Origin of the sequence: Streptomyces sp. NBC_00104 (genome assembly GCF_045160825.1) — a bacterium.
Classification (GTDB): domain Bacteria; phylum Actinomycetota; class Actinomycetes; order Streptomycetales; family Streptomycetaceae; genus Streptomyces.
The window spans coordinates 5963519-5985919 of record NZ_CP108215.1 but is presented as its reverse complement, the minus strand read 5'-3'; the positions used below and the strand labels follow the sequence as shown (position 1 = coordinate 5985919).

At 71.3% G+C, this 22401-nt stretch carries 16 protein-coding genes and 2 pseudogenes; 8 read left to right on the top strand and 10 right to left on the bottom strand.

Annotation, left to right across the window (positions count from 1 at the left end; all coding sequences use genetic code 11):
* Nucleotides 1–87: 87 nt before the first annotated feature.
* From OG272_RS26330 to OG272_RS26310, 5 genes and pseudogenes are all read right to left on the bottom strand, one after another.
* On the bottom strand, nucleotides 88–1185 hold the full coding sequence (locus OG272_RS26330; protein WP_405895030.1) for a methyltransferase: 1098 nt from the start codon (nucleotides 1183–1185) through the stop codon (nucleotides 88–90).
* Between the two features lie 42 nt (nucleotides 1186–1227).
* On the bottom strand, nucleotides 1228–2292 hold the full coding sequence (locus OG272_RS26325) for a right-handed parallel beta-helix repeat-containing protein (protein WP_327728618.1): 1065 nt from the start codon (nucleotides 2290–2292) through the stop codon (nucleotides 1228–1230).
* 157 nt (nucleotides 2293–2449) lie between these two features.
* A pseudogene (locus OG272_RS26320) lies at nucleotides 2450–2547 on the bottom strand (DUF4235 domain-containing protein); the annotation flags it as partial.
* A 1-nt stretch (nucleotide 2548) separates the two neighbouring features.
* Complete coding sequence (locus OG272_RS26315) at nucleotides 2549–3700, bottom strand: YihY/virulence factor BrkB family protein (RefSeq protein ID WP_405895028.1); 1152 nt, start codon at nucleotides 3698–3700, stop codon at nucleotides 2549–2551.
* Nucleotides 3701–3754: 54 nt separating this feature from the next.
* A pseudogene (locus tag OG272_RS26310) lies at nucleotides 3755–4961 on the bottom strand (serine hydrolase domain-containing protein).
* Between the two features lie 261 nt (nucleotides 4962–5222).
* On the opposite strand from OG272_RS26310, the gene OG272_RS26305 reads away from it, so the two are divergent.
* Nucleotides 5223–5915 (top strand): DUF2637 domain-containing protein, encoded by a 693-nt coding sequence (locus OG272_RS26305; RefSeq protein WP_326580160.1) that lies wholly within the window; start codon nucleotides 5223–5225, stop codon nucleotides 5913–5915.
* Nucleotide 5916: 1 nt separating this feature from the next.
* Here the strand turns inward: OG272_RS26305 and OG272_RS26300 are convergent, their stop codons facing one another.
* A complete protein-coding gene (locus OG272_RS26300) occupies nucleotides 5917–8634 on the bottom strand; it encodes a SpoIIE family protein phosphatase (RefSeq protein WP_327728620.1) in 2718 nt (905 codons plus the stop codon).
* Nucleotides 8635–8829: 195 nt separating this feature from the next.
* A complete protein-coding gene (locus OG272_RS26295; protein WP_405895025.1) occupies nucleotides 8830–9036 on the bottom strand; it encodes a hypothetical protein in 207 nt (68 codons plus the stop codon).
* 205 nt (nucleotides 9037–9241) lie between these two features.
* Between OG272_RS26295 and OG272_RS26290 the strand changes: the two genes are divergently transcribed.
* The gene (locus tag OG272_RS26290; protein ID WP_327732165.1) at nucleotides 9242–10678 is read left to right on the top strand and encodes an APC family permease; all 1437 of its coding nucleotides are present in this window, start codon (nucleotides 9242–9244) and stop codon (nucleotides 10676–10678) included.
* 205 nt (nucleotides 10679–10883) lie between these two features.
* On the opposite strand, the gene OG272_RS26285 is transcribed toward OG272_RS26290, so the two are convergent.
* Nucleotides 10884–11831: a hypothetical protein gene (locus OG272_RS26285; protein ID WP_327728622.1), complete on the bottom strand. Its 948-nt coding sequence runs from the start codon at nucleotides 11829–11831 to the stop codon at nucleotides 10884–10886.
* Between the two features lie 175 nt (nucleotides 11832–12006).
* Here OG272_RS26285 and OG272_RS26280 point away from each other — a divergent pair, with 175 nt between their 5' ends.
* The 4 genes from OG272_RS26280 (at nucleotide 12007) to OG272_RS26265 (ending at nucleotide 16177) form a co-directional block, all read left to right on the top strand.
* A complete protein-coding gene (locus tag OG272_RS26280; RefSeq protein ID WP_405895023.1) occupies nucleotides 12007–12765 on the top strand; it encodes a hypothetical protein in 759 nt (252 codons plus the stop codon).
* A 236-nt stretch (nucleotides 12766–13001) separates the two neighbouring features.
* Nucleotides 13002–13205, top strand: coding sequence for a cold-shock protein (locus OG272_RS26275; protein ID WP_005483357.1), 204 nt, complete (start codon nucleotides 13002–13004; stop codon nucleotides 13203–13205).
* Nucleotides 13206–13298: 93 nt separating this feature from the next.
* Entirely contained in the window at nucleotides 13299–14924 is a 1626-nt protein-coding gene (locus OG272_RS26270; protein WP_327728624.1) for a DEAD/DEAH box helicase, read from the top strand.
* 668 nt (nucleotides 14925–15592) lie between these two features.
* On the top strand, nucleotides 15593–16177 hold the full coding sequence (locus OG272_RS26265) for a TerB family tellurite resistance protein (RefSeq protein WP_327728625.1): 585 nt from the start codon (nucleotides 15593–15595) through the stop codon (nucleotides 16175–16177).
* A 346-nt stretch (nucleotides 16178–16523) separates the two neighbouring features.
* Here the strand turns inward: OG272_RS26265 and dacB are convergent, their stop codons facing one another.
* Entirely contained in the window at nucleotides 16524–17888 is a 1365-nt protein-coding gene (dacB, locus tag OG272_RS26260; RefSeq protein WP_405895020.1) for a D-alanyl-D-alanine carboxypeptidase/D-alanyl-D-alanine-endopeptidase, read from the bottom strand.
* A gap of 232 nt (nucleotides 17889–18120) precedes the next feature.
* On the opposite strand from dacB, the gene OG272_RS26255 reads away from it, so the two are divergent.
* Nucleotides 18121–18534 carry a VOC family protein gene (locus OG272_RS26255; RefSeq protein ID WP_326580186.1) on the top strand — a complete coding sequence of 138 codons (414 nt, stop codon included), beginning with the start codon at nucleotides 18121–18123 and terminating at the stop codon, nucleotides 18532–18534.
* Between the two features lie 75 nt (nucleotides 18535–18609).
* Here the strand turns inward: OG272_RS26255 and OG272_RS26250 are convergent, their stop codons facing one another.
* Complete coding sequence (locus tag OG272_RS26250; RefSeq protein ID WP_327728627.1) at nucleotides 18610–20187, bottom strand: carbohydrate-binding protein; 1578 nt, start codon at nucleotides 20185–20187, stop codon at nucleotides 18610–18612.
* Nucleotides 20188–20621: 434 nt separating this feature from the next.
* Here OG272_RS26250 and OG272_RS26245 point away from each other — a divergent pair, with 434 nt between their 5' ends.
* Nucleotides 20622–22199, top strand: coding sequence for a glycosyltransferase (locus tag OG272_RS26245; RefSeq protein WP_405895018.1), 1578 nt, complete (start codon nucleotides 20622–20624; stop codon nucleotides 22197–22199).
* Nucleotides 22200–22401: the final 202 nt, after the last annotated feature.

Sequence of the window (22401 nt, the reverse complement as noted above, 5' to 3'; positions counted from 1 at the left end):
CGCGGGCCCGGCGGTCAGTTCTTCCCGGGTTTCCGGGGTTCCGGGTTTCCGGGGTTCCGGGCTTCCGGGGTTCCGGGGTTCCGGTGCTCAGCCCGGCACGTGGCAGTCGAACGCGTGGAGATAGGCGTTGACCGGCCGTACGTCGTCGATGACCAGCCCCGCGTCCGTCAGTCTGCGGGTCATGCTCTCGGTGGTGTGCTTGGCCCCTCCGACGTTGAGGAGCAGCAGCAGGTCCATGGCGGTGCTGAACCGCATCGAGGGCGTGTCGTCGACGAGGTTCTCGATGACCACGACCCGCGTGCCGGGACCGCCCGCCCCGATGACGTTGCGCAGCAGCCGGGCCGTGCTGTCGTCGTCCCACTCCAGGATGTTCTTGATGACGTACACGTCGGCCCGGACCGGGACGGCCTCGCGGCAGTCGCCGGGGACGACCCGCATCCGGTCCGCGAGCGCGCCGCCCGGACGCAGCCGGGGGTCGGCCTTCTCCACCACGCGCGGCAGATCGAGCAGGGTGCCGTGCAGCGCCGGGTGCTTCTCCAGCAGGCTCGCCACCACATGCCCCTGACCACCGCCGATGTCGGCGACGGACGAACTCCCCGACAGGTCGAGGAACTCGGCGACGTCCCGCGCGGACTGCACACTGGACGTGGTCATGGCGCGGTTGAAGACGTCGGCCGACTCCGGGGCGTCCTCGTTGAGGTAGACGAAGAACTCCTTGCCGTACAGGTCCTCGACGACGTTACGGCCGGAGCGCACCGCCTCGTCCAGCCTCGGCCAGGCGTCCCAGGTCCACGGCTCGGTGCACCACAGGGCGATGGCGCGCAGGCTGTGCGGATCGTCCTCGCGCAGCAGCCGGGACATGTCGGTGTGCGTGAACGTCCCGTCCGGCCGCTCGGCGAAGACGCCGTGGCAGGACAGGGCCCGCAACAGCCGCCGCAGCGGCTTCGGTTCGGTCTTCACCGCCGCGGCGAGGTTCTCCACGGACAGCGGGGTGTCGCCGAGGGCGTCGGCGACCCCCAGCCGGGCGGCCGCGCGGAGGGCGGCGGCGACGGCCGCCCCGAACACGAGCTCCCTGAACCGCATGGGCGCCGGTGGCACCGGTGCCGCGGGTACGGCCTGTTGGGTCTGCGCGGCCTGTGCGGCCTGTGCCGTGGGTACCGCTTTCGCGGTCCGGGCGGTCGTCATGTGACGCCTTCCTTCTTCGAGTTCATGAGCGACCACGGCCGGTCAGCACAGTCCCGCGGGCTTGGACGCCCGGCAGGTGTTGCCCGTGAAGGTGTTGCCCTTGCCGGCGGTGTCCGTGTTGACGATGTCCGCCGGGGCGTTGCCCTCCAGCACGTTGTCGGTGATCCGGTTCCGCTCGCTGGTGGTGCCGACGAAGCTCTTCCACACGACGATGCCGCCCGACAGCGGGGAGGTACCGGCGTTCCCGATGATCCGGTTCCGTGTCACCAGGGTGTCCTCGGCGCCGGTGAGCACGATGCCGGTGCCCTGCAGCGCGTCCAGTCGCGCGGTCTTGGGGCAGGACTTGTTGTTGCGCGCGATGTGGTTGTCGCGCACGGTCAGGGCGCCGGCTCTCGGCTTGTTCTCGTCGCCCACGACGAAGATGCCCGCGCAGTTTCCGGTGAGGTGGTTGTCCGCGACGATGAGGTTGCGCAGGCGCCGGACGGTGAGGCCGATCCGGTTGCCCTCCAGGCGGTTGTGCGCGACCACGGTTCCGCCGGTGTCCGTGGCGCCCTGCTCGGCCTTGATGGTGTTCGCGAGGAACAGACCGGCGTCGCCGTTGTCGCGGGCGGTGTTCTTGTGGAACACACCGCGCACCGAGCGCTCCTGGGCGATGCCCCACACGCCGTTCTTCACGGCGACCACGCGCCGCACGGTCAGCCTGTCCGTGTCCAGGGCGAACACCCCGGACCCGGCGAAGCCGGTCACGGTCAGGGAGGCGACGGTGACGTCCTCGACCTTGCGATCCTTGGTCCCGATCACGCAGATGCCGTTGCCGCTGTCGCCGCAGCCGTCGGCGGCCTTCTTCACGGCCGGTGCGACGACGGTGCCGGGGCCCATGCCGCGCAGGGTGATCCCGGGTGTGCTCACCTTGACGCTCTCGCGGTACGTGCCGGAGGTCACGAGCACGGTGTCGCCCGCCCCGGCGGCGTCCACCGCCTTCTGGATCGACTCCCCCGGGAAGACCACATGGGTCTGATGGTCGGCGACGGCCTGCGGGGCGGCCCCGAGCCCCACCCCGATGACCGCCACGATGCATGCCAGATAGCCAATATGCCATTTCTTCATATTCCGCAAGATATGACCAGAGACCTCACAAACAGGCGGATAGTCCATCCGACGGCGTGTCCCGCGCCCGCCCTCGACACAACCGCCGCCCTCGACACAACCGCCGCCCTCGGCACGACCGCCGTCCGCGAATCGGCCACGGTCCGTGAGGGGGACAGCCGGGCCAGGCCCCGGTCAGGCGAGGGTCGCGGCGGCGCCGCCTCGGTCGACGACGGCTTCGACGACGGCGAATATCGCGCCCTGGAGGACAGCCGCCTCAGGATCCGAGGCGGCGGCGGTCCTCGTCGTCCCACGTGCGGGTGTCGCGCGGCCGGACGTACGGCTCCTCGTCCGGCGGGTGGCCGCCCGCGATGGCGCGCCGGCGGGCCAGTTCCGCGTCGAACTCCAGGCCCACGAGGATCGCCAGATTCGTGATCCACAGCCACACCAGGAAGATGATCACGCCGGCGATCGCACCGTACGTCTTGTTGTACGAGCCGAAGTTCGCCACGTAGAAGGCGAAACCGGCCGAGGCGATCATCCAGATCACCAGCGCGAGGAAACTGCCCGGTGTGATCCAGCGGAAGCCACGGATCCGCGCGTTCGGGGTGGCCCAGTAGAGGACCGCGATCATGATCGTGACCAGGAGGACCAGTACCGGCCACTTCGCGATCGACCACACGGTGAGCGCCGTGTCGCCCACCCCGAGCGCGGTGCCCACCTCCCGGGCGAGGCCGCCGGTGAACACCACGATCAGGGCGCTGATCACGGCCATGACCATCAGCACCACCGTCACGCCGACCCGGACCGGCAGCACCTTCCACACCGGGCGGCCCTCGGGGATGTCGTACACCGCGTTCGCGCTCCTGATGAACGCCGCGACGTAGCCGGAGGCCGACCACACCGCGAGCGCCAGACCCACGATCGCCATGACGGAGCCGAGCCCGGCGTTGCCCTGCATCTGCTGGACGGCGTTGGTGAGGACGTCCCGTGCCGCGCCGGGGGCGAGCGTCTGGATGTTGTCCAGCACCTGCTGCGTGGCCGACTGCCCGACGATCCCCAGCAGGGACACGAGCGCCAGCAGAGCCGGGAACAGGGCCAGGATCCCGTAGTAGGTCAGCCCCGCCGCCCGGTCGGTCAGCTCGTCCTTCTTGAACTCCTTCAGGGTGCCCTTCAGCACCGATCGCCAGGAGCCCTTGGGCAGGTCCGTGGGGCTGTCCGGCGCCCGCCGCTCCACCTGCTCGTCCGGCCCGGCGTCCGACGCACGCGCGGTCTCGGTGACCTCGCCGTCCGTGACGGTTCCGCCCTGCCCGCCATGTTCGGCGTGCCCGCCATGTTCGGCGTGTTCGGCGTGTTCGGCGTGTTCGGCGTGTTCGGCGTGTTCGGCGTGTTCGGCGTGCCTTCCGTGCCGCCTCAATGTCCGCATCATGCCGTGCGGGTATCCGACCCGGAGCGGCTTATACGCATATTTGCGGCATTTTGCTCAACGCGGGGGCGCCGGGCCGTCGTAGACGTTGTCCGGGGTGACGATCTCCGTGATCGCACGGGCGAGCAGCGAGGACGGCTCCTGGCCCTCGTAGGTGACGTCGGTGTTGAGCAGGAGCACCAGGGTGGCCTTCCGCGACGGCAGGTGGACGGTGACGCTCTGTTAGCCCGGGATGGAGCCGTTGTGCCCGATCCAGCCGTCGGAGTCGAAGATGCCGAGGCCGTAGCTGGTGCCGGGGAAGCCGGTCGGCAGCATCGTGAGCCGCTCCCGCTGGGTCTGCGGGCTGAGCAGCGTCCCGGTGGCGACGATCCTGGCCCAGCGGCGCAGATCGCGCAGGTCCGAGATCATCGCCCCGGCCGCCCAGGCCCAGCTGGGGTTCCAGTCCGTGGCGTCCGCGATCTCACCGCTCAGCGTCTGGTTGGTGTATCCGTGCGCGCGGCTCGGGGAACTCGCGCCCCTGGGGGAACAGCGTGTGACGCAGGTGGGCGGGGCGGAGCACTCGCTGGTGGATGAAGTCGGCCAGGCGCTGACCACTGACCTTCTCGATCACCAGGCCGAGCAGGGTGAGGTTGGTGTTGGAGTACTGGAACCGCTCGCCCGGAGCGAAGGGGTTCGCGTGCCGGAAGCCGTACGCGAGCAGTCCCCGGGGCGTGAACGAGCGGGTCGGGTCGCTCAACAGGGCCTTAGTGAAGTCCGGGTCGGCGCTGTACGGGAACAGGCCGCTGCGCATCTCCGCGAGCTGACGCAACGTGATGCGGTCACCGCCCGGCACGCCGCGCATATAGCGGGAGATCGGGTCGTCCAGCCGGATCCGGCGGTCGTCGAGGAGTTCGAGCAGCGCGGTGACCGTGAAGGTCTTGGTCTCGCTGCCGATCCGCATGAACAGGTCGGTGGTCATCGGCCTGCGGGTGGCGGTGTCGGCGACCCCGGTCGCCCGGACGCAGCACCCCTGGCCCGGCATCCACAGCCCGACGGCGGCGCCGGGGATGCCGGCCTCCCGGCGGACGCCCACGACGGCCTCGTCCAGCCGCGCGGTCAGTTCGGGGCCGAGGCCGTCCGGCGGGCACTCGTCCCTGTCGTACCGGTCGACGGCCGTGGGGGGCGCGGCGTGGACGGCCGTGGCGGGCGCCACCGCCGTCGGGGTCAGCACGGACGCCACCAGCAGGGCGGCGGCGAACGGACGGCGGGAGGGGGTACGTCGCATGCCGGGACGCCTCTTCCGGATCAGGGACCAGAGGGGCCAGGCTCACCAGCCGGGCCCGGGCGGAGACGCCCGGCCGGTACGCGGTCCGGCGAGTCCACCCGTTCGGAGGCACGCGCACGTTCACCATTTCATCGGCAATTCACCGGGATTCGAAACTCGCGAAAATCCCCGCTGATCGCTATTCTCCCGAATGCCAAAAAGCGGGCGTCGACCCCTCTCGTGCCGGTCGGAAAAGCGGATCCCGAATGGACAGGTGTCATCATGCGAACCGATTATGATGCGGTAGACCAAAACCTTGACGGGACCCAGCCGCTCGAGACGCTCGAGACGCAGTCCATCTGGCTCCCTGGCCCGAGGGCCTCGTCCGGCGTATGGGATCCGATCGACGAGCTGATCCACATGCCGTACACGGCGCACACCATGGGACCCGCCCCTACCCTGCAGGGCGTCCGCGATCGTCCGCGCCGCCCGGTCAGCCGACGGCGGCCACGCCCGGGTGCTCACATCTTTTCCGGGAACCAGAAAATCATTCCTGTGGCGATCTTAATCACGACGATCGCCCTGTGCGCAATGATTATGTTGTACTGGTCCCTCTCTTATTCGTACAGTCAGCTACGCGGCATCGCCGTGCTGGTGGTGTCGGAGAATCTGGCGCGCTGGTGGCCGCTGACCGTGTACGGGCCGTGGCTCCTGGCGGGTCTGTCCATTATCCGGGCATCCGTTCAGCACCGGACCGCTCGGCGGTCCTGGGCGGTGATACTGCTCTCCTCCGGCACGGCGGTGGCCCTGTGCATCGGTCAGTCACCGAGTTCGATGCTGGCCATGGTGATCGTCGGAATTCCACCGATCACCGCGCTGGTCTGTTTCCGTGAGCTCGTCGGCCAGTTCTCGTCCGGGCGCGGCCCCCGGCATGCCGCCGACACCCTCAACGGGCCCAAGCAGGGCAGGCCGTGACTCACCACGGGGTCCCGAGGGTCTGTTCCGTCCAGATCGTCTTGCCCGTGGGGGTGGGGCGGGTGCCCCAGCGCTGGGTCAGCTGGGCGACCAGGAGCAGGCCCCGGCCGCCTTCGTCGTAGGTGCGGGCGCGGCGCATGTGGGGTGCCGTGCTGCTGGCGTCCGAGACCTCGCAGATGAGGCTTCGGTCGTGGATGAGACGCAGTTGGACGGGCGGCTCGGCGTGCCGGATGGCGTTGGTGACCAGTTCGCTGACGACCAGCTCGGTGACGAAGGCCGCGTCGTTCAGGCCCCAGCTCTCCAGCCGGCCGAGGGCGTTCTTGCGGGCCTCGGCGACGGCGGAGGGGTCGGGGGACACGTCCCAGGTGGCGACCAGGTCGGGGTCGAGTGCCCGGGGGCGGGCGATGAGCAGGGCCACGTCGTCGGTGGGCCGCTCGGGCAGTACGGCGCCCAGGACCCGGTCGCACAACGCGTCCAGGGAGGCGGCGGGGCCGACGAGGGTCCGACGCAGCCGGGTGATGCCGTCGTCGATGTCATCGAGGCCGGCGCTGTCGCCGTTTCCGGTCGCGGTGTTCCGGGATTGGATCAGACCGTCGGTGTAGAGGGCGAGCAGGCCGCCCTCCGGCAGCTCGGTCTCCAGCGACTCGAAGGGCAGACCGCCCAGACCCAGCGGGGGCCCCGCCGGAAGGTCGAGCAGTTCGGCGGCGCCGTCCGGGCTCACCACGACCGGCAGCGGATGCCCCGCCCGGGCGAGCGTGCACCGGCGCGAGACGGGGTCGTACACGGCGTACAGACACGTCGCCCCGACGACACCGGCGGTCACGTCTCCCATGCCGAGGCCCGCACCCGCCCCCAGGCCACCCACACCCACGCCTCCCGCGCTCAGGCCACCCACACCCACGTCTCCCGCGCCCACGCCTCCCGCACCCGCGTCTCCCTTGGTCGGGACCCCCGCGCCCAACCCTCCCGCGCTCGTCCCGCCTCCGCTCGTCCCGCCCGGGCTCGCCTCTCCCGTACTCCCCCTCCCCCCACCCATGGCCACTCCCTCAGCGGTCCCCCCTCCCCCCGCGGCCCGTTCCGCGCCCTCCGCCTCGGTGGCCAGGCGGGCCACGAGGTCGTCGAGGTGGGTGAGGAGTTCGTCGGGGGGCAGGTCGATGTCCGCGAGGGTGCGGACGGCGGTGCGCAGTCGGCCCATGGTCGCGGAGGCGTGGATGCCGTGCCCCACGACGTCGCCGACGACCAGCGCCACCCTCGCCCCGGACAGCGGGATCACGTCGAACCAGTCGCCGCCCACCCCGGCCCGGGCGCCGGCCGGGAGGTAGCGGGAGGCGACTTCGACCGCCGTCTGCTCGGGCAGGCTCTGCGGGAGCAGGCTGCGCTGCAGGGTGACGGCCGTGCCCCGTTCGCGCGTGTAGCGCAGCGCGTTGTCGATGCTGACCGCCGCCCGGGCCGCCAGTTCCTCGGCCAGGACGAGGTCGTCCTGCTGGAAGGGGTCGGGGTGCCGGTGGCGGGCGAAGACGGCGACCCCCAGGGTGGTCCCGCGTGCCGACAGGGGCACGGTCATCGCCGAGTGGAACCCGTACTCACGGATACGGGAGGTCCGGACCGGGTCCTGGGCCACCCAGTCGGCGATCGCCGGCTCGGTCACCCGGTACAGCACGGCGCGCCCCGAGCGCAGGCTCTCCACCGGCGGCGAGCCGTCCGGGTACTCGTCCACCTCGCCGGGCGCGACGACCGCCTCGGGACTCCCCGGATACACGGACCGGTGCGCGACGCGCCGCAGGGCCAGGGCGCGGCCGGCCGCGGGGACGTGCGGAGGCGGTTCGCGCAGGTCGTCGAGGGACGCCAGCAGGTCGACGCTGATGAAGTCGGCGAGGTCCGGGACCGCGATGTCCGCCAGTTCCTGCGCCGTCCGTGTCACGTCCAGGGTGCTGCCGATGCGCCGGCCGGCCTCGGCGATCAGCTGGAGGCGTTTGCGTGCCCAGTACTGCTCCGTCATGTCGTGCCCGGTGGTGGCCACGCCGAGCACGCGGCCGTTGTCGTCCTCCAGCCGGTAGAGGTGGACCGACCAGGCGTGCTCGCGGGTCTCGCCGGGGGCGCGCGCGTGGTTCTCCATGTACTGCGGTTCGCCGGTCTCCAGGGCCCGCCGCATCAGCCGCTCGACCTCCGCGATGGCGGGGTCGTCCACCGCCTCGGCCATCCGCAGCCCGCGCAGGTCGTCGTCGCTCAGGCCCAGGGCGCCGCGCGAGCCCCGGTTGGACCGGCGCCAGCGCAGGTCCATGTCGTGCACCGAGGTCGCGCAGGACGGGGAGTCGAGGAAACCGTGCAGCGCGAGCGCGTCGTCGGCGGGGCGGGGCCGCGTCCCGGTCAGCGCGGAGACCAGGAACCAGTCACGGGTCCCGCAGTACGACGTGCGGTGATGCGCGAGGACCTTGACCTCCACCCGGCGGCCGTCGCGGTGCCGGAGGACGAGGGTGCCGTGCCACCTCGGCAGGTCGGCGAAGGAGGGGAGGTCGCCCGCCGGGGGATCCTCGGCGAGCAGGGAGGCGGCCGGCCTGCCCAGGATCTGCGTCGGCGTGTATCCGAGGAGGTGTTCGGCGCCGGCGCTCCAGCCGGTCACGGTGCCGTGTTCGTCGACGGTGGCCCGCGCGGTGAGCGCTTCACCGACCGCGTCCGGGCCGGGGCCCGCTCCCGATTCGCCGACGACCCGACGTTCCATGTCCGCTCATCTCGCTCTCACCGAGCTCTCCACCCATGTTCCGATCGCTACCTTCGGTATGTCCCCTCGCATCCCTTTCAATCTATTTCGCGACCGTCGCGTGAGCATCAGACCCCCGGGGCGCCCCCGAGGTCACCCCGGGACGCCGGGCCGTCCGCCGCCCCCACGGGGAGGCGGACCCCTGGGACCGGCCGACTACACGGACTCGGAGATGACCTCGCCGGTCAGCCATCGCGCGACGTCGGCGGGGTAGGGCACCGGCAGGCCGAGGACGATGTGGGGGAAGCCGGCGGCGAGGGCCTGGCCGATGGCGGCGCGGGGGGCATCAGCGCCGAGAACAATCCCCACCACGACGCCCGCCGACTCGCCGGAGCCCTCGTCGCGGGCCTGCGCCGACCGCATTGACGGCGCCGACCGGGCAGCTGACCGGAGCCGGGCGCCGCGCGGACACGGACGGTCGTACGCACCCGAACAATCTGTGGCCCTACACGTGTCACTCCCTTGCCAGGCAGGCGCGTTGAGGCAAACATGGGGCAGCTCGTTTGAGCCGAAACCACATCCTTCTCTTCCGCCCGACAGGTGAGGCATGTCTACAAGTGCGTCCAGAATGCGGCACGCGGCCGGCGACGGCTACGCGTCCACCGGCTCCCTCAAACAGAACGCGCTCGGCGTCCTGGGCATCCTCTTCTTCGTGCTCTCCGCACAGGCGCCGCTGACCGGTGTCGCCGGAGCGGCACCGGTCGCGATAGCCATCGGCAACGGCCCCGGCGTCCCCGCGATGTACGTGGTGGCCGGGGTGGTCGTCCTGCTCTTCTCCGTCGGCTATGTCGCGATGGGCCGCCACGTGGTCGACGCGGGCGCCTTCTACTCCTACGTCGGCAAGGGTCTCGGTGGGACGGCCGCCGCGGGCAGCGCGGGCGTGGCGCTGCTCGCCTACCACGCCATCCAGGCGGCGGTGTACGGCCTGTTCGGTGCCGTCATGAACGGACTGGCCCTCCAGTACCTGGAACTGGACGTGCCCTGGTGGCTGTTCGCGCTCGGCACGATGGTGGTCGTCCAGGGCCTCGGCGCGACCGGCGTCGACGTGGGCGCCAAGGTGCTCGCGGTGTTCGTGCTGGCCGAGATCAGCCTGCTGCTGGTCTTCGGCGTGGTGATGCTCCTCAAGGGCGGCGGCCCCGAAGGACTGGCCCCCGGTGCCTCCTTCTCCCTGTCGGCGGCGCTCGACGGCGCGCCCGGGGTGGCGCTGATGTTCGCGGTGGCGTCGATGTTCGGCTTCGAGGCGACCGCGATCTACGGCGAGGAGGCGCGCGAGCCGCACCGCACGGTCCCCCGGGCCACCTATCTCGCGGTCGTCCTGGTCACCGCGTTCTTCGCCTTCACGTCCTGGATGCTGATCTCGGCCCACGGCGCGTCCGCGAGTGCGGCGGCCGCGGGCAAGGCCCTGGAGGCCGGGGACGGCGCCGCGTTCGTCGCCGCGCCGGTCTCCGCGGAGCTGGGCGCGTGGGCGGGCGACGCGCTGCCGATCCTGCTGGCCACCTCGCTGTTCGCCAGCATCCTGGCCTTCCACAACTCCGCCAACCGCTACCTGTTCTCCCTCGGCCGGGAGGGCCTGCTGCCGCGCGGGCTGAGCTCGCTCAACGGCCGCCAGTCGCCGTGGCTCGCGGGTGTCGTGCAGACCGCGATCGCCGCCCTGCTGGTCTTCCCCTTCGCCCTCGCGGGCGAGGACCCCGTCCTCACCCTCTTCTCCTGGCTCAGCGGTCTCGCCGTACTGGCGATCATGCTGCTGTATTTGCTGACCTCCGTGTCGGTCATCGTGTACTTCCGCCAGGAGCGGTCCGGCGACACCCGGCTCTGGAACACCCTGATCGCCCCCGCCCTGGGCGCCGTTGGCATCGCCGGGGCCATCTGGCTGATCATCTCCAACTTCACCACCCTCATCGGCGGTGACACCACCACGGCGGTCTGGCTCGCCCTGGCCGTGCCGGGCGCGCTGCTGGCGGGCATAACGATGCCCCTACTGGCCGGTACACCCAGCCGACGGTAGGAGCGGAGGGTCGTTTGCGGCTGCGGGCGCGGGTGCGGGCGCGTGGGGGCTGGTCGCGCAGTTCCCCGCGCCCCTGAAGAGCCGGGGCCTGCCTTTCAGGGGCGCGGGGAACTGCGCGAGAAGCCCCACCGGCCCCGCACCCACCGACGCAACCGCACCCCCCTCGCCCCCAGCCCCCAGCCCCCCGCAGGGGACCCGCGTCCGGTCAGCCCGTCGCGCGCTGCTGCCAGCCGCCGAAGGACAGCAGGGGGTCACCGCTCTCCAGGGCCCAGGGGTACGGCGTGACCATGCCGCCGATCGCGCGGAACACCTCGCCCGCCTCCCCGGCCCGCTTCGCCTGCACCAGCGCGTACGCCAGCAGGTTGAGGTCGGCGACCGCCGCGGCATGGGTCAGATAGCCGGGGCGGGGCCAGTCGGCCAGCGCGCGGCCCAGGGCCGCCACCGCGTTCGGGCGGCTCCACAGCTGGACGGCGGTGAGGGCTTCCAGCCCGCCCTGGTCGACGGTGCCCTGGTAGAGGTCGACGAGGGCGGCGATCTCCAGGCCCGCCGTCGGGGCCGTGGGCGCCGTTCCCGCGCGCACCCGGTCGAGGAAGTCGACGGTCTGCGCGTGCGAACCGCACTCCCACGGCGACAGATAGCCGAGCATCTGGAAGTGCGCCTCGCGATGCCAGGGGTCGCGTCGGACGATCTCGTCCCAGAGCGGGAAGACCTCCGCGCCCGGCCGGCGCCACAGCCGCAGCAGACCGAGCCGCACCACCCAGGGGGTGGGATCCTCGGGCCGCAGCCCGGCGGCCCGCTCGCAGGCGTCGAGCGCCTCCCGGGTCTCCCCCGGGACCGGCTGCTCCTCGTACCGCGCCCGCAGCAGGACACCCCAGGCGAACAGCAGTCGCGCGTCCGGGTCCTGTGGCTGCTCCTCGGCCCAGGAGCGCTGCAGGGCCGGTGACGTCGACTCCGCGAGGACGCTCAGCCGGTGGGCCCTGCGGTCCCAGTCCCGGCCGGTGTCGCGCAGCAGCTGCTCGATCATGGCCACCGCGAGGCTGCGACCGCCCGAACTCCCCCTCTCCACAAGACGCTTGCGCACCTTCCCGAGGTCCGTGTCGTCGAGTTCGGGGGCGAGTCTGGTCGTGCTTCGTCGGCGACCGAGGAGAGACATGCCCGGAGAGTAACGAATTTCGGTCGCACAGTGATGGTTCGAGGTGGACGTATGCCGATCCGATATCCCGACCACGGACCAACCATGAACGAGGGCGAGCACTGTAGCCCCAACTCGCCTATCCGGCAGGGTATTTCACCTTATGCACGCGATCTCCGCTCCCTATCATCGGAAGATGACGGAACCGACGCAGTCCGGCCCGTACGCGGGTCACCCCGCACCTCCGCACCCCGGCTACAGACCGACCGCCCCGCCGGGCGACCCGGCGGCGGTCCTGGACCGGGTGTCCGGCTCGCTGCTGGTGCTCGGCGCCCTCCTCGCCATCGGCGGTTCGTTCGCCACGCTGGACACATCGGTCCAGTACCTCAGCGAGGAACGGGATGAGCCGATCTACCACAACGTCGCGAAGGCGTGGTCCTACTCCAGCTGGGCAACCGGGGAGGAGACGACCACGGTCACGCAGTTCTCCGGGATCCCGCTGCTCATCGGCGGTCTGCTGGCCGTCGCCGCGGCCGTACTCCTGCTGACCGGCCGCAGCCGCCGGCTCCCGCTGGGCCCCGCACTCGCCGTCGGGAGCGCGGTGCTGCTCCTCGGCACGACGCTCATGGTGGTGACGGACGCGTTCAACGACACCCAGTGGGACACGGGCGAGCGGACCACGACCTACGGCGCCGGTTTCTATCTCCTGACCGTCGCCTGTCTGCCGGCACTCGGCGCGACCGTGACGACCGTCCTGGCCACCCGCCGCCCCGCCGCGACCTCCCCCGGGCCCGCACGGTCCTGGCAGTCCCCGCAGCCGCCGCAGCCGCCGCAGCCGCCGCAGCCCTGGCAGACCCCGCAGCCGCAGCCCGCGCAGCCCTGGCAGGCCGCGCCCGCCCCCCAGCCGTACCCGCCGGACCGGCCTCCGGCCCCGCCCGCACCGCCCCAGGGCTGAAGTTTTTGCTCGGGGTGTCCGGTGTCTCACACCACTCACCCCGAGCCTGTGCTACCTTGCCATGAAGTGGCAGTTTTGGTTACCAGAGGCTTCTGAGTGCTCTTCGACCTTCCGTCGACGAGCACTCTTTGTTGTTTCCGGGACTTTCCGGGTCAGATCTTCCCGTGGGTCGAACCGTGCTGCGACACCGGGTCCGCAAAGTGCGGCTCCGGGCACTGCATCAAGGGAGTTTCAGCATGGCATCCGGCACCGTGAAGTGGTTCAACTCGGAAAAGGGCTTCGGCTTCATCGAGCAGGAGGGTGGCGGCCCGGACGTCTTCGCCCACTACTCGAACATCGCCACCTCCGGCTTCCGTGAGCTTCAGGAAGGCCAGAAGGTGACCTTCGACGTCACGCAGGGCCAGAAGGGCCCCCAGGCCGAGAACATCGTTCCCGCCTGACTCTGACGCGTACGCATGAGCCGGGGCCCGCGCCCGAAAGGTGCGGGCCCCGGCTCGTGTGCGACAGGCGCCGCCGCATCGAGGAAGGTCCCCATGAACCGCACGGCTCGTACGAACAGCAGCAGCTCCTCCTCCCGCCCCCGTACGGAGAAGGGCTCTGCCGCCCGCACGGACAAGAACTCCGCCGGCACCGGCACGTCCCGGGGCAACCGTGCCCGCTCGCAGGGGACGGGCGCGGCGGCGGGCAACCCGGGCGCTCCCTCCCGTGCGGCGAAGAACGGTGCGGCCAAGGCCGGTGCGGCGAAGAACGGTGCCCCCAAGAACGGTGCGCCCAGGAACGGTCGGAGCCGGCGTGGCGGTGGACCCGCCGTGGCCGCCGCCGGTGGGGAGTTCGCTCTGCCGGTCACGGTCACGCCCGCGCTGCCGGCGGTCGACGCGTTCGATGAACTGGACCTGCCCGCACGGCTGCTGGAGACGCTCCGCGCCGAAGGGGTGACCGCCCCGTTCCCCATCCAGGCCGCGACCCTGCCGAACTCACTGGCCGGGCGGGACGTCCTGGGCCGGGGCCGCACCGGGTCGGGCAAGACGCTCGCCTTCGGTCTCGCCCTGCTGGCCCGTACGGCGGGGCAGCGGGCCGAGCCCCGGCAGCCGCTGGCCCTCGTCCTCGTCCCCACCCGTGAACTGGCCCAGCAGGTCACCGACGCCCTCACCCCCTACGCCCGTGCGCTGCGCCTGCGGCTCACCACGGTGGTCGGCGGCATGTCCCTCGGACGTCAGGCCAGCGCGCTGCGCGGCGGCGCCGAGGTGGTCGTCGCGACACCCGGCCGGCTCAAGGACCTCATAGACCGTGACGACTGCCGGCTGGACCGTGTCGCGATCACCGTCCTGGACGAGGCCGACCAGATGGCCGACATGGGCTTCATGCCGCAGGTGACCGCGCTGCTCGACCAGGTGCGTCCCGACGGCCAGCGGATGCTGTTCTCGGCCACCCTGGACCGCAACGTCGACCGGCTGGTCCGCGACTACCTCCACGACCCCGTCGTCCACTCCGTCGACCCGTCCGCGGGCGCGGTCACGACGATGGACCACCACGTGCTGCACATCGAGGACGACGACAAGCACGCCACCACGACCGAGATCGCCGCCCGTGACGGCCGGGTGATCATGTTCCTGGACAGCAAGCACGCGACGGACCGGCTGGTCAAGAAGCTGCTGGCGGTCGGCGTGCGCGCCGCCGCCCTGCACGGCGGCAAGTCGCAGTCCCAGCGCAACCGGGCCCTGAGCCAGTTCAAGGACGGTGACGTGACGGCCCTGGTCGCCACGAACGTCGCGGCACGCGGCATCCACGTCGACGACCTCGACCTCGTCGTCAACGTCGACCCGCCGGGCGACCACAAGGACTATCTGCACCGGGGCGGCCGTACGGCCCGGGCCGGCGAGTCCGGCACGGTCGTCACGCTCGTCCTGCCGCACCAGCGCCGTGACATGACCCGGCTGATGGCCGTCGCCGGCATCACCCCGACGACCACGAGGGTCCGCTCGGGCGGCACCGAACTGAACCGCATCACCGGCGCCCAGGCCCCCTCGGGCGTCCCGGTCGTCCTCACCCCGCCGGTCACCGAGCAACCGGCCGCCCGTCCGGCCTCCGCGTCACGCGGCCGCCGGAGCCGTCCTTCCCAGGGCCGCCGCCGCGCCCCCGCGAAGGGGAACGGCCGCTGACGACGGGCGCGTGAGCCGCGCTCAGCGGCGCAGGGCCTCCGCCGACTGGATGCGGGAGGCCCGCCAGGCCGGCGGAGACCGACGATCAGGCTGATGGCCCGGGCCCACGACCAGACCGGTGGCCCCGGGCAGGCGATCAGACGGGTGGTCGGACCGGTGGTAAGGCCGGTGGTCAGGCCGATCGGCCGGGGCCGCCGCGACCGTGGCCGGGTGGATCACCGGCGTCCAGTCGCGCGAACCCGATACCCCGCACGCGCACGCGCACGCGGTACGGTCCGTGGCAGCGTCCGCGTTCCCGTCGGCATCCGCGTCCGCGAGGGCATCCGTGTCGATCCCGTCCCGCGCGGATACGTCCCGCCGGTCCCGCCGTCCAACAGCCCCGCGCCATCGAGGAACGTCGACTTCCCCACTCCCTGTCCCGACGGCCCCACCACCGCCACGAACCCAACTCCCCACGCTCCACGGTCGGTCCACACGGGATGATGGCTACGCGGCCGTCGCCGGACGTGTTGACGACCGTCCTCGACCCGGCCCACCCACCGGACGCACCGGACGCACCGGTCGCGGAACTCTGGAGGGGGCGGCAGCCGTTCACGGGGGGACGTGCGGAACGCACGCGGACGACCGGAACGACCGGCACGACACGGGCTCTAGCCGAGGTGGCACGCATGGCGATGTGGGATCGGATCAAGGACCAGGCCAAGGGTCTGCAGCAGGCGCAGGCGGCGCGGGGCGGCAGCACGCACGGGCGGCCGGGCACGGGGCCCATGGGCTCCACCGGGTCCTCGGGGTCCGGTCGGTCCGCCGGCGGATCGAAGGCTCAACTGGTGAGCGCGCTCAAGTCCCAGCTCACTTCCCTCAAGACGGAGCTGAAGAGCGGGGCCTACCGGGACGCCAGCATGGCCATGTGCGCCCTGGTCGCCGCCGCCGACGGGAACGTGGACCAGCACGAGCGGCAGCACGTGGAGTCGCTGATCCTGAACAACGACGTCCTGCAGAACTTCCCGGCCGACCAGCTGCGGCAGCGCTTCAACAAGCACGTCGACCAGCTGTCGTTCAACTTCCAGCAGGGCAAGACCGAGGCCCTGCAGGAGATCGCCAAGGCCGCGAAGAAGCCGACGGAGGCCCGGGCGGTCATCCAGACCGGCTTCGTGGTGGCGGGCGCGGACGGCTACATCGCCCAGAGCGAGGAGCAAGTCCTCCGCGAGGCGTGCGCGACCCTCGGCCTGTCCCCGCAGGAGTTCGGCCTCTGACAGCGGGGGCTCGCCCCTGACAGCGGCGGCTCGCGAGTCGTGGGCCGCCGTGCCGGGCAGCTGGTCGCGGCCCTTCTCCCGCTGTCGCCGGCCGTTCCGCTGAGCCCCGCCGCGGGCAGGCGCACGCGCGGCCGGAGGGGCAGGCGGAGGAGCGGGCGGAGTGGAGTGCGAGACCCGGCCGGTCGTCGCGGTCGCGCCGTCCACAGGCTGTGGATGCCCGTCCTCTCGGCGGCTCACGCCGGGCGGCACCGGTGCGGGACGATTGGGCGCTCGCGGACGTCGCCGTACCCCACGGACGCCGGCCGTCCCCACTGCCGGCGTCCGTGAGCCTTCGGGTGCGGGCGTGCTACGCCCAGCAGCCGTTGACCGTGGCCGCGAGGCCGTCCAGGGCGTCCTTGATGTCGGACGGGCCGGCGGCGGAGTCGTTCTCGATGAAGGAGAAGACCTTCCACTGGCCGTCCTGGGCCTTGGTGAGGCCGCTGAGGGCGACGGCGCCGGTGAGGGTGCCGGTCTTGGCCTTGACCTGGCCGACGGCGCACTGGGAGTCGGCGGTGTCGAAGCGGCCGAACTCCGGGCCCAGCGTGGCGCCCGCCTCACCCGAGACGGGCAGCCCGTCGATGATGTACTTCAGCGTCTGGGCATACCGGGGGTCGGCGGCCAGGTCGACGATGTCGGCGATGGTCCGAGCCGGGATGCGGGTCGCGCGGGACAGTCCGCTGCCGTCGTACATCGCGAAGTTGTCGAGCGAGATGCCGTACCGGGTGAGGACGTCGCGTACGACGGCGGTCCCGTCCTCGAAGGTGGCGGAGCGGTCGGCGCCGAGGGCGGTGAGCCGCAGCAGCGACTCGGCGATGTCGTTGTCGCTGACCTTGAGCATCCGCTTGACGATCGTGGACAGTTTGTCGGACGTGTGCGAGGCGACCGGCACGTCCGCGTTGCCGACGACCCCGCGCGTGACCTCGCCGTCGACCGTCACACCCCGCTCGGCGAGGAGCCCCGCGAAGACGCCGCCCGCGTCGAGGGAGGTGTCGTCGACGTTGTGGGAGTCGACGACCAGCGCGCGTACGGGGGCGATGGAGTCGGGGTAGTAGCCGGTGTTCCAGCCGTTCGCGAGGGTCGGCTCGGGGAAGAGGCTGTCGTCGACGCGGACCTTCACCGAGGTGAGCCCGGCGTTCCGCAGCCCGGCGACGGCGGTCTTGGCGAGCGCGTCGAGGTCGTCGGTCGTCAGGGTGCGGTCGCCGCCGCCGACGAGGGTCAGCGTGCCGTCGCCGTACACGACCTTCGTGGTGAGCCGGTGGTCCGGGCCGAGCACCGTCAGCGCGGCGGTGGAGGTGGCGAGCTTCGTGTTGGACGCGGCCATCAGCGCGGTGTCCGCGTCGTGCCCCCACACCACCTTGTCGGACTTGGCGTCGATGACGACACCGCTGAGCGTGCTGCCGAGGCGGGTGTCCTGGCTGCGTGTGTTCAGGTTGTCCGCGATCTTCTGCTCGGCGGCGTCGAGTTCGGTGGCACCGGCCTTCGCGGTCGTCTCGTCGGCGGCGAAGGCGGACGTCCCGGCCAGGATCGTCCCGGCGACGGGGGCGACCACGGCGATCACGGCCGCCCGCCGGAACGCCGGGTTCGGAGCCTTGGCCTTACGGTGCCGGCCGCCGGCGCGAAGACCAGAGGAGGTGGAGGGGGAGGGTGAGGAGGAGGACAGGGAGCTGGGCATGCGGGCCTCGGTGGGGGAGGTTCGTGGGGGTACAGGGAGCTTCACTAAATCTTGAAAGTGAAAGTAACAGTCGGGACTCCCGCTACCGATGGGTACTTTGTGAAGACTTGACGCACCGTCCGCCGCGGATGACGGCGACCACGGCATGCCGTTGTCAGTGGCGAGGGCTACGCTCCGGACAACTGACCGTTTGCTCCTTTTCCAGGAGTTTCAGCAGTTTCAGGAGGTTCTCGTGGTCTCGCGACTCAACCCCTACCTCAGCTTCGACGGCGACGCCCGGCAGGCGATGGAGTTCTACAAGGAGGTCTTCGGCGGCGAGCTGTCGCTGCACACCTTCGGCAATCTCGGCCAGCCCGGCACCCCGGAATCCGACAAGATCATGCACGGCATGCTGGAAACCCCCAGCGGCTTCACCCTCATGGGCGCCGACACCCCGCCCGGCATGGAATACACCCCCGGCGGCAGCTTCTCCGTCAGCCTCAGCGGCGACGACGACACCGAACTGCGCGGCTACTGGGAGCAGCTCTCCGCCGACGGCACCGTCTCCGTCCCCCTCGACAAGCAGATGTGGGGCGATGTCTTCGGCATGTGCACGGACCGCTTCGGCATCCCCTGGATGGTCAACATCAGCGAGCCGCAGGGCTGAGCGGCGGCGCGTCGGCGAAAACCCCCGCCCGTAACGGCGAACCGTCCCGGGCGGGGGCGCCACGTCACCCGCTTCTCATCCGAAGGTGACGTCGAGGCTGCCGTCGCTGCCGAACGACCAGTTGAGGCCGCCGGAGTACGAGGAGCACCGGGACCCGTTCGACCCGGACCAGAACTGGTTGGAGCTGTCGGAGCTGCCGATGATCCGGTCGTTCGTACCACTGCCGCTGCGGCACGAGGTGTTGTCGCGGAACACCGACGTACCGCCGTCGAAGTTGAAGTTCCGCTCGGTGTTGTCGATGCTCACGTTCCCGGAGACCGCCATCGTGCCCGGGTTGCTGTTCCACGTGAAACCGTGCTTGCCGTTGTCGTAGGCGATGCTGCGCCGGACGACGTGGTTCACGGCGATGTCGTCGCCGCCGAGCTTGTAGCCGTTGCGGTCGCCGTTCCCCGCCTGCGAACCGTCGGTGAGTGTGCCGTTCTCGTAGGCGAGCGAGTCCTCGATGGTCACCGGTCCGATGGGTCCGGTGTCCGGCTTGGTGTAGAGGTCCCAGCCGTCGTCGATGTTGTTGTGGGCCACGGCGTACCGGAACACGTTCCCGGTCCCGGTCGTCAGCTTCGCCGCGAACCCGTCCGCGTCCTCCCCGTCGGAGTCGGCGTTGTCGTGCGACTCGGCGCTCAGGATCAGGTTGTCCGACGGCCAGTCGGCGGTGGGTGTGGTGGAGGCCATCCGCCCCAACTGCAGCCCCGTGTCCCGGTTGAACCGCGTCACGGTCCGCTCGATGACGTTGTCGCTGCCGCCGACGTAGATCCCGTTGTCCCCGGCACGCTCGACGACGATCCCGTACACATGCCAGTACGAGGCGTTGAGCTGAAGCCCCCGGTTCGACGAACTCTCGCTCTGGGCCGAGAAGTTGAGGATCGGCTTCTCGCCCGGATAGGCGGACAGGGTCGTCCGGGCGGAGGCGGTCCCGGAGCTGCCGGCCGGGATGGTGACGGTCGAGGCCTGGGCGTACGTACCGCCGCGCAGATAAATCGTCCCGCCGGCGGCGATCCGGCTGATCGCCGAGGTGAGGGTGGTGGGGGACGAGACCGTACCGGCCGCGGAGTCCGTCCCGGTCGGCGAGACGTACAGCGCGGAACTGGACGGCGGCGGTGTGGTGGTGCCGTCGGGCACGTTCGCGTCGAGGTAGTCGATGTTGGGCAGACCGGTGGACGAGGTCGGGTTGATCCGGATGACGTTGCTGCCCGAAGTCACCGGCACGGTCAGCGTCTTGGTGGTCCACCCCGCCCAGGTGCCGGTGCTCTCGAAGGACGCCGTCGCGGCCGTCGTACCGTTCACGAGAACGCTCGCGGCCCGCGCTCCGGTGGTGCCGTTGGCGAACCGGACGGACAGTGTCGCCGTGCCCGATGCGGGTGCGGTCACGGTGAACTGGGCGTACGCGCCTGTGGCGTTGGTGCCGTTGCAGAATCCGCTGCCCGAGAATCCGGCCCAGTCGGAGTCGATCGTGCCCGTGCAGACGGCCGGTGACGCCTCGGCCTCGTACCGGGTGGTCGCGGCCTGCGCCGCCGTACCGGACAACGCGACCAGCAGGCCTGCCACCAGACCTGCGCTCGCCGTCGCCATGACGGGTCTCACGTGCGTCGTTTGCATCGTCGGTCTCCAGGGATGAGGTCCAGAACGATCCAGAAAGCGCTTTCCCTGTGGGCGAGTGTCGGGGGGTGACCTGGGCACGTCAATAGAGTGGGACGTAGATTCTGTTCACATGGATGAACTGAGGGTGAGGGAAGGGGGATATAACCCCCGGAAAGCACCCTGAGACCTGAAACTCATTCGAGTACGTGAACGCCGGGTGACATACGGCGCCCCCGGCGACCTGGCGCCGAACCGCCTCCGGGTGCCGGGCCGCCGGGCAGGAAGAGGGAGCCGGTCAGGCAGGAAGCGGGAGAGGGCAAGAAGAAAGGCAAGGAGGTAAACCACTCCTTGCCACTCTCAACGTATAGCGCACCGGGGGGCTTGCGGCAAGGCCCCCGTCGTGCCGCAGAATCTCCGGCCTGAGCCAGTATCGACGGAAACCGGGGCGCTTCATGCGTGTGCTGTTGGCGAACTACGACTCGCGCGGGGGCGTCGAGCCGCTGGTGGGACTCGCGGTCCGACTGCGCGAGCTCGGCGCGGAGGTGCGGGTGTGCGCGCCGCCGGACGAGGAGTTCGCGCGGCGGCTGGCCGGTGTCGGCGTACCGCTGGTGCCGTTCGGCCGGTCGGTGCGCGCGTTGATGACCGCGGCGACGCCACCGGGCGCGGACGGCGTGCCCCGGCGCGCGGCCGAGCTGCTCGCGCAGTTCGACACGGTCGCCGAGGCGGCCGAGGGGTGCGATGTACTGGTGGCGACGGGCCTGCTCCCGGCCGCGGCCTGCGTCCGGTCGGTGGCCGACAAACTGGGCATCCCGTACGTGTACGCCAGCTTCCAGTCCGTCTCCCTGCCGTCGCCGCACCATCCGCCCATGCAGCGGCCGGGGCGGCCGTTGCCGTCGGACGTGAGCGACAACCGGGCGCTGTGGGATTTCGACGCCTGGAGCGCGAACGACCTGTTCGGCGAGGTGATCAACACGCATCGGGCGTCGGTGGGGCTGCCGCCGGTGAAGGATGTGCGCGACCACGTCTTCACCGACCGGCCGTGGCTGGCGACGGATCCGGTGCTGGATCCGTGGGGGGAGCGGGCGCGCTCCGCGTCGGGCTCCGCGTCGGGCTTTGCGTCAGGCTCCGCGTCGGGGCTGTGGCAGGCGCCGTCGGGCCCCGCGTCGGGGCTGTGGCAGGAACGGTCGGGCGCCTCGTCGGGTCGGCAGGAACCGTCGGGCCCCGCGTCGGGCCGGCAGGAACCGGGAGACCTCGCCCCGAACCTGCGGCAGGAACCGTCGGGCGCCGCATCGGACCCGAAGCAGGAACTGGCCGCCCCCACCCCGGACCTACGGCAGGAACCGGGCCACCCGGCGTCGGACCCGCGGCAGGGGTCCTCCGACCACGGCGTCGTACAGACCGGCACGTGGATCGTGCCGGATGAACGGCCGCTGCCGGCCGAGCTGACGGCGTTCCTGGATGGCGGTACGCCGCCGGTGTACGTCGGCTTCGGCAGTATCGCCATCGGCGGCTCCGAGGGTGTCGCCCGGGTGTCCATCGAAGCCATCCGTGCGCAGGGGCGCCGCGCGATCGTCTCCCAGGGCTGGGCCGAGCTGGCTCTCGTCGACGACCGGGACGACTGCTTCGTCGTAGGCGAGACCAACCATCACGCGCTGTTCCGCCGGGTCGCCGCCGTCATCCACCACGGCGGCTCGGGCACGACGACCACGGCGACGTGGGCGGGCGCGCCCCAGGTGGTGGTGCCCCAGGGCGGGGACCAGCCGTACTTCGCGGGCCGCGTCGCCGCGCTCGGCATCGGCGCGGCGCACGACGGCCCGACCCCGACGTACGAGTCCTTGTCGGCGGCGCTGGAGGTGGCTCTGGCCCCGGAGACGCGAGCGCGGGCGGCCGAGGTGGCCGGGATGGTCCGGACGGACGGGGCGATGGTGGCGGCGCAGCTGCTTCTTGACACGATCGGCCAGGACGGACGGCGGCAGCCGGCACAGGCGGCACAGGCGGCGGGACAGGCGGCAACACAGGCGGCGGGATAGACGGCAAGTGTCCGCGTGAACGAGGCGAGCCCGTCGAGAGTCGAGAAAGGATCGATCCCCCTCGTCACAGCAGTCCCAGCCAACGGTCCCACCGACCAGCCCCACCCAACAGTCCCACCCAGGAGTCCCACCCAGGAGTCCCACCCAGCAGGACCCCGTGAGCAGAACCCATCGAGCAGGACCCATCGAGCAGGGACCATCG

Excerpts from the sequence above, each read along its gene's own strand:
- OG272_RS26330 (WP_405895030.1), bottom strand. The coding sequence starts at position 1,185 with ATGACGACCGCCCGGACCGCGAAAGCGGTACCCACGGCACAGGCCGCA.
- OG272_RS26325 (WP_327728618.1), bottom strand. The coding sequence starts at position 2,292 with ATGAAGAAATGGCATATTGGCTATCTGGCATGCATCGTGGCGGTCATC.
- OG272_RS26315 (WP_405895028.1), bottom strand. The coding sequence starts at position 3,700 with ATGATGCGGACATTGAGGCGGCACGGAAGGCACGCCGAACACGCCGAA.
- OG272_RS26305 (WP_326580160.1), top strand. The coding sequence starts at position 5,223 with ATGCGAACCGATTATGATGCGGTAGACCAAAACCTTGACGGGACCCAG.
- OG272_RS26300 (WP_327728620.1), bottom strand. The coding sequence starts at position 8,634 with ATGGAACGTCGGGTCGTCGGCGAATCGGGAGCGGGCCCCGGCCCGGAC.
- OG272_RS26295 (WP_405895025.1), bottom strand. The coding sequence starts at position 9,036 with ATGCGGTCGGCGCAGGCCCGCGACGAGGGCTCCGGCGAGTCGGCGGGC.
- OG272_RS26290 (WP_327732165.1), top strand. The coding sequence starts at position 9,242 with ATGCGGCACGCGGCCGGCGACGGCTACGCGTCCACCGGCTCCCTCAAA.
- OG272_RS26285 (WP_327728622.1), bottom strand. The coding sequence starts at position 11,831 with ATGTCTCTCCTCGGTCGCCGACGAAGCACGACCAGACTCGCCCCCGAA.
- OG272_RS26280 (WP_405895023.1), top strand. The coding sequence starts at position 12,007 with ATGACGGAACCGACGCAGTCCGGCCCGTACGCGGGTCACCCCGCACCT.
- OG272_RS26275 (WP_005483357.1), top strand. The coding sequence starts at position 13,002 with ATGGCATCCGGCACCGTGAAGTGGTTCAACTCGGAAAAGGGCTTCGGC.
- OG272_RS26270 (WP_327728624.1), top strand. The coding sequence starts at position 13,299 with ATGAACCGCACGGCTCGTACGAACAGCAGCAGCTCCTCCTCCCGCCCC.
- OG272_RS26265 (WP_327728625.1), top strand. The coding sequence starts at position 15,593 with ATGGCGATGTGGGATCGGATCAAGGACCAGGCCAAGGGTCTGCAGCAG.
- dacB (WP_405895020.1), bottom strand. The coding sequence starts at position 17,888 with ATGCCCAGCTCCCTGTCCTCCTCCTCACCCTCCCCCTCCACCTCCTCT.
- OG272_RS26250 (WP_327728627.1), bottom strand. The coding sequence starts at position 20,187 with ATGCAAACGACGCACGTGAGACCCGTCATGGCGACGGCGAGCGCAGGT.
- OG272_RS26245 (WP_405895018.1), top strand. The coding sequence starts at position 20,622 with ATGCGTGTGCTGTTGGCGAACTACGACTCGCGCGGGGGCGTCGAGCCG.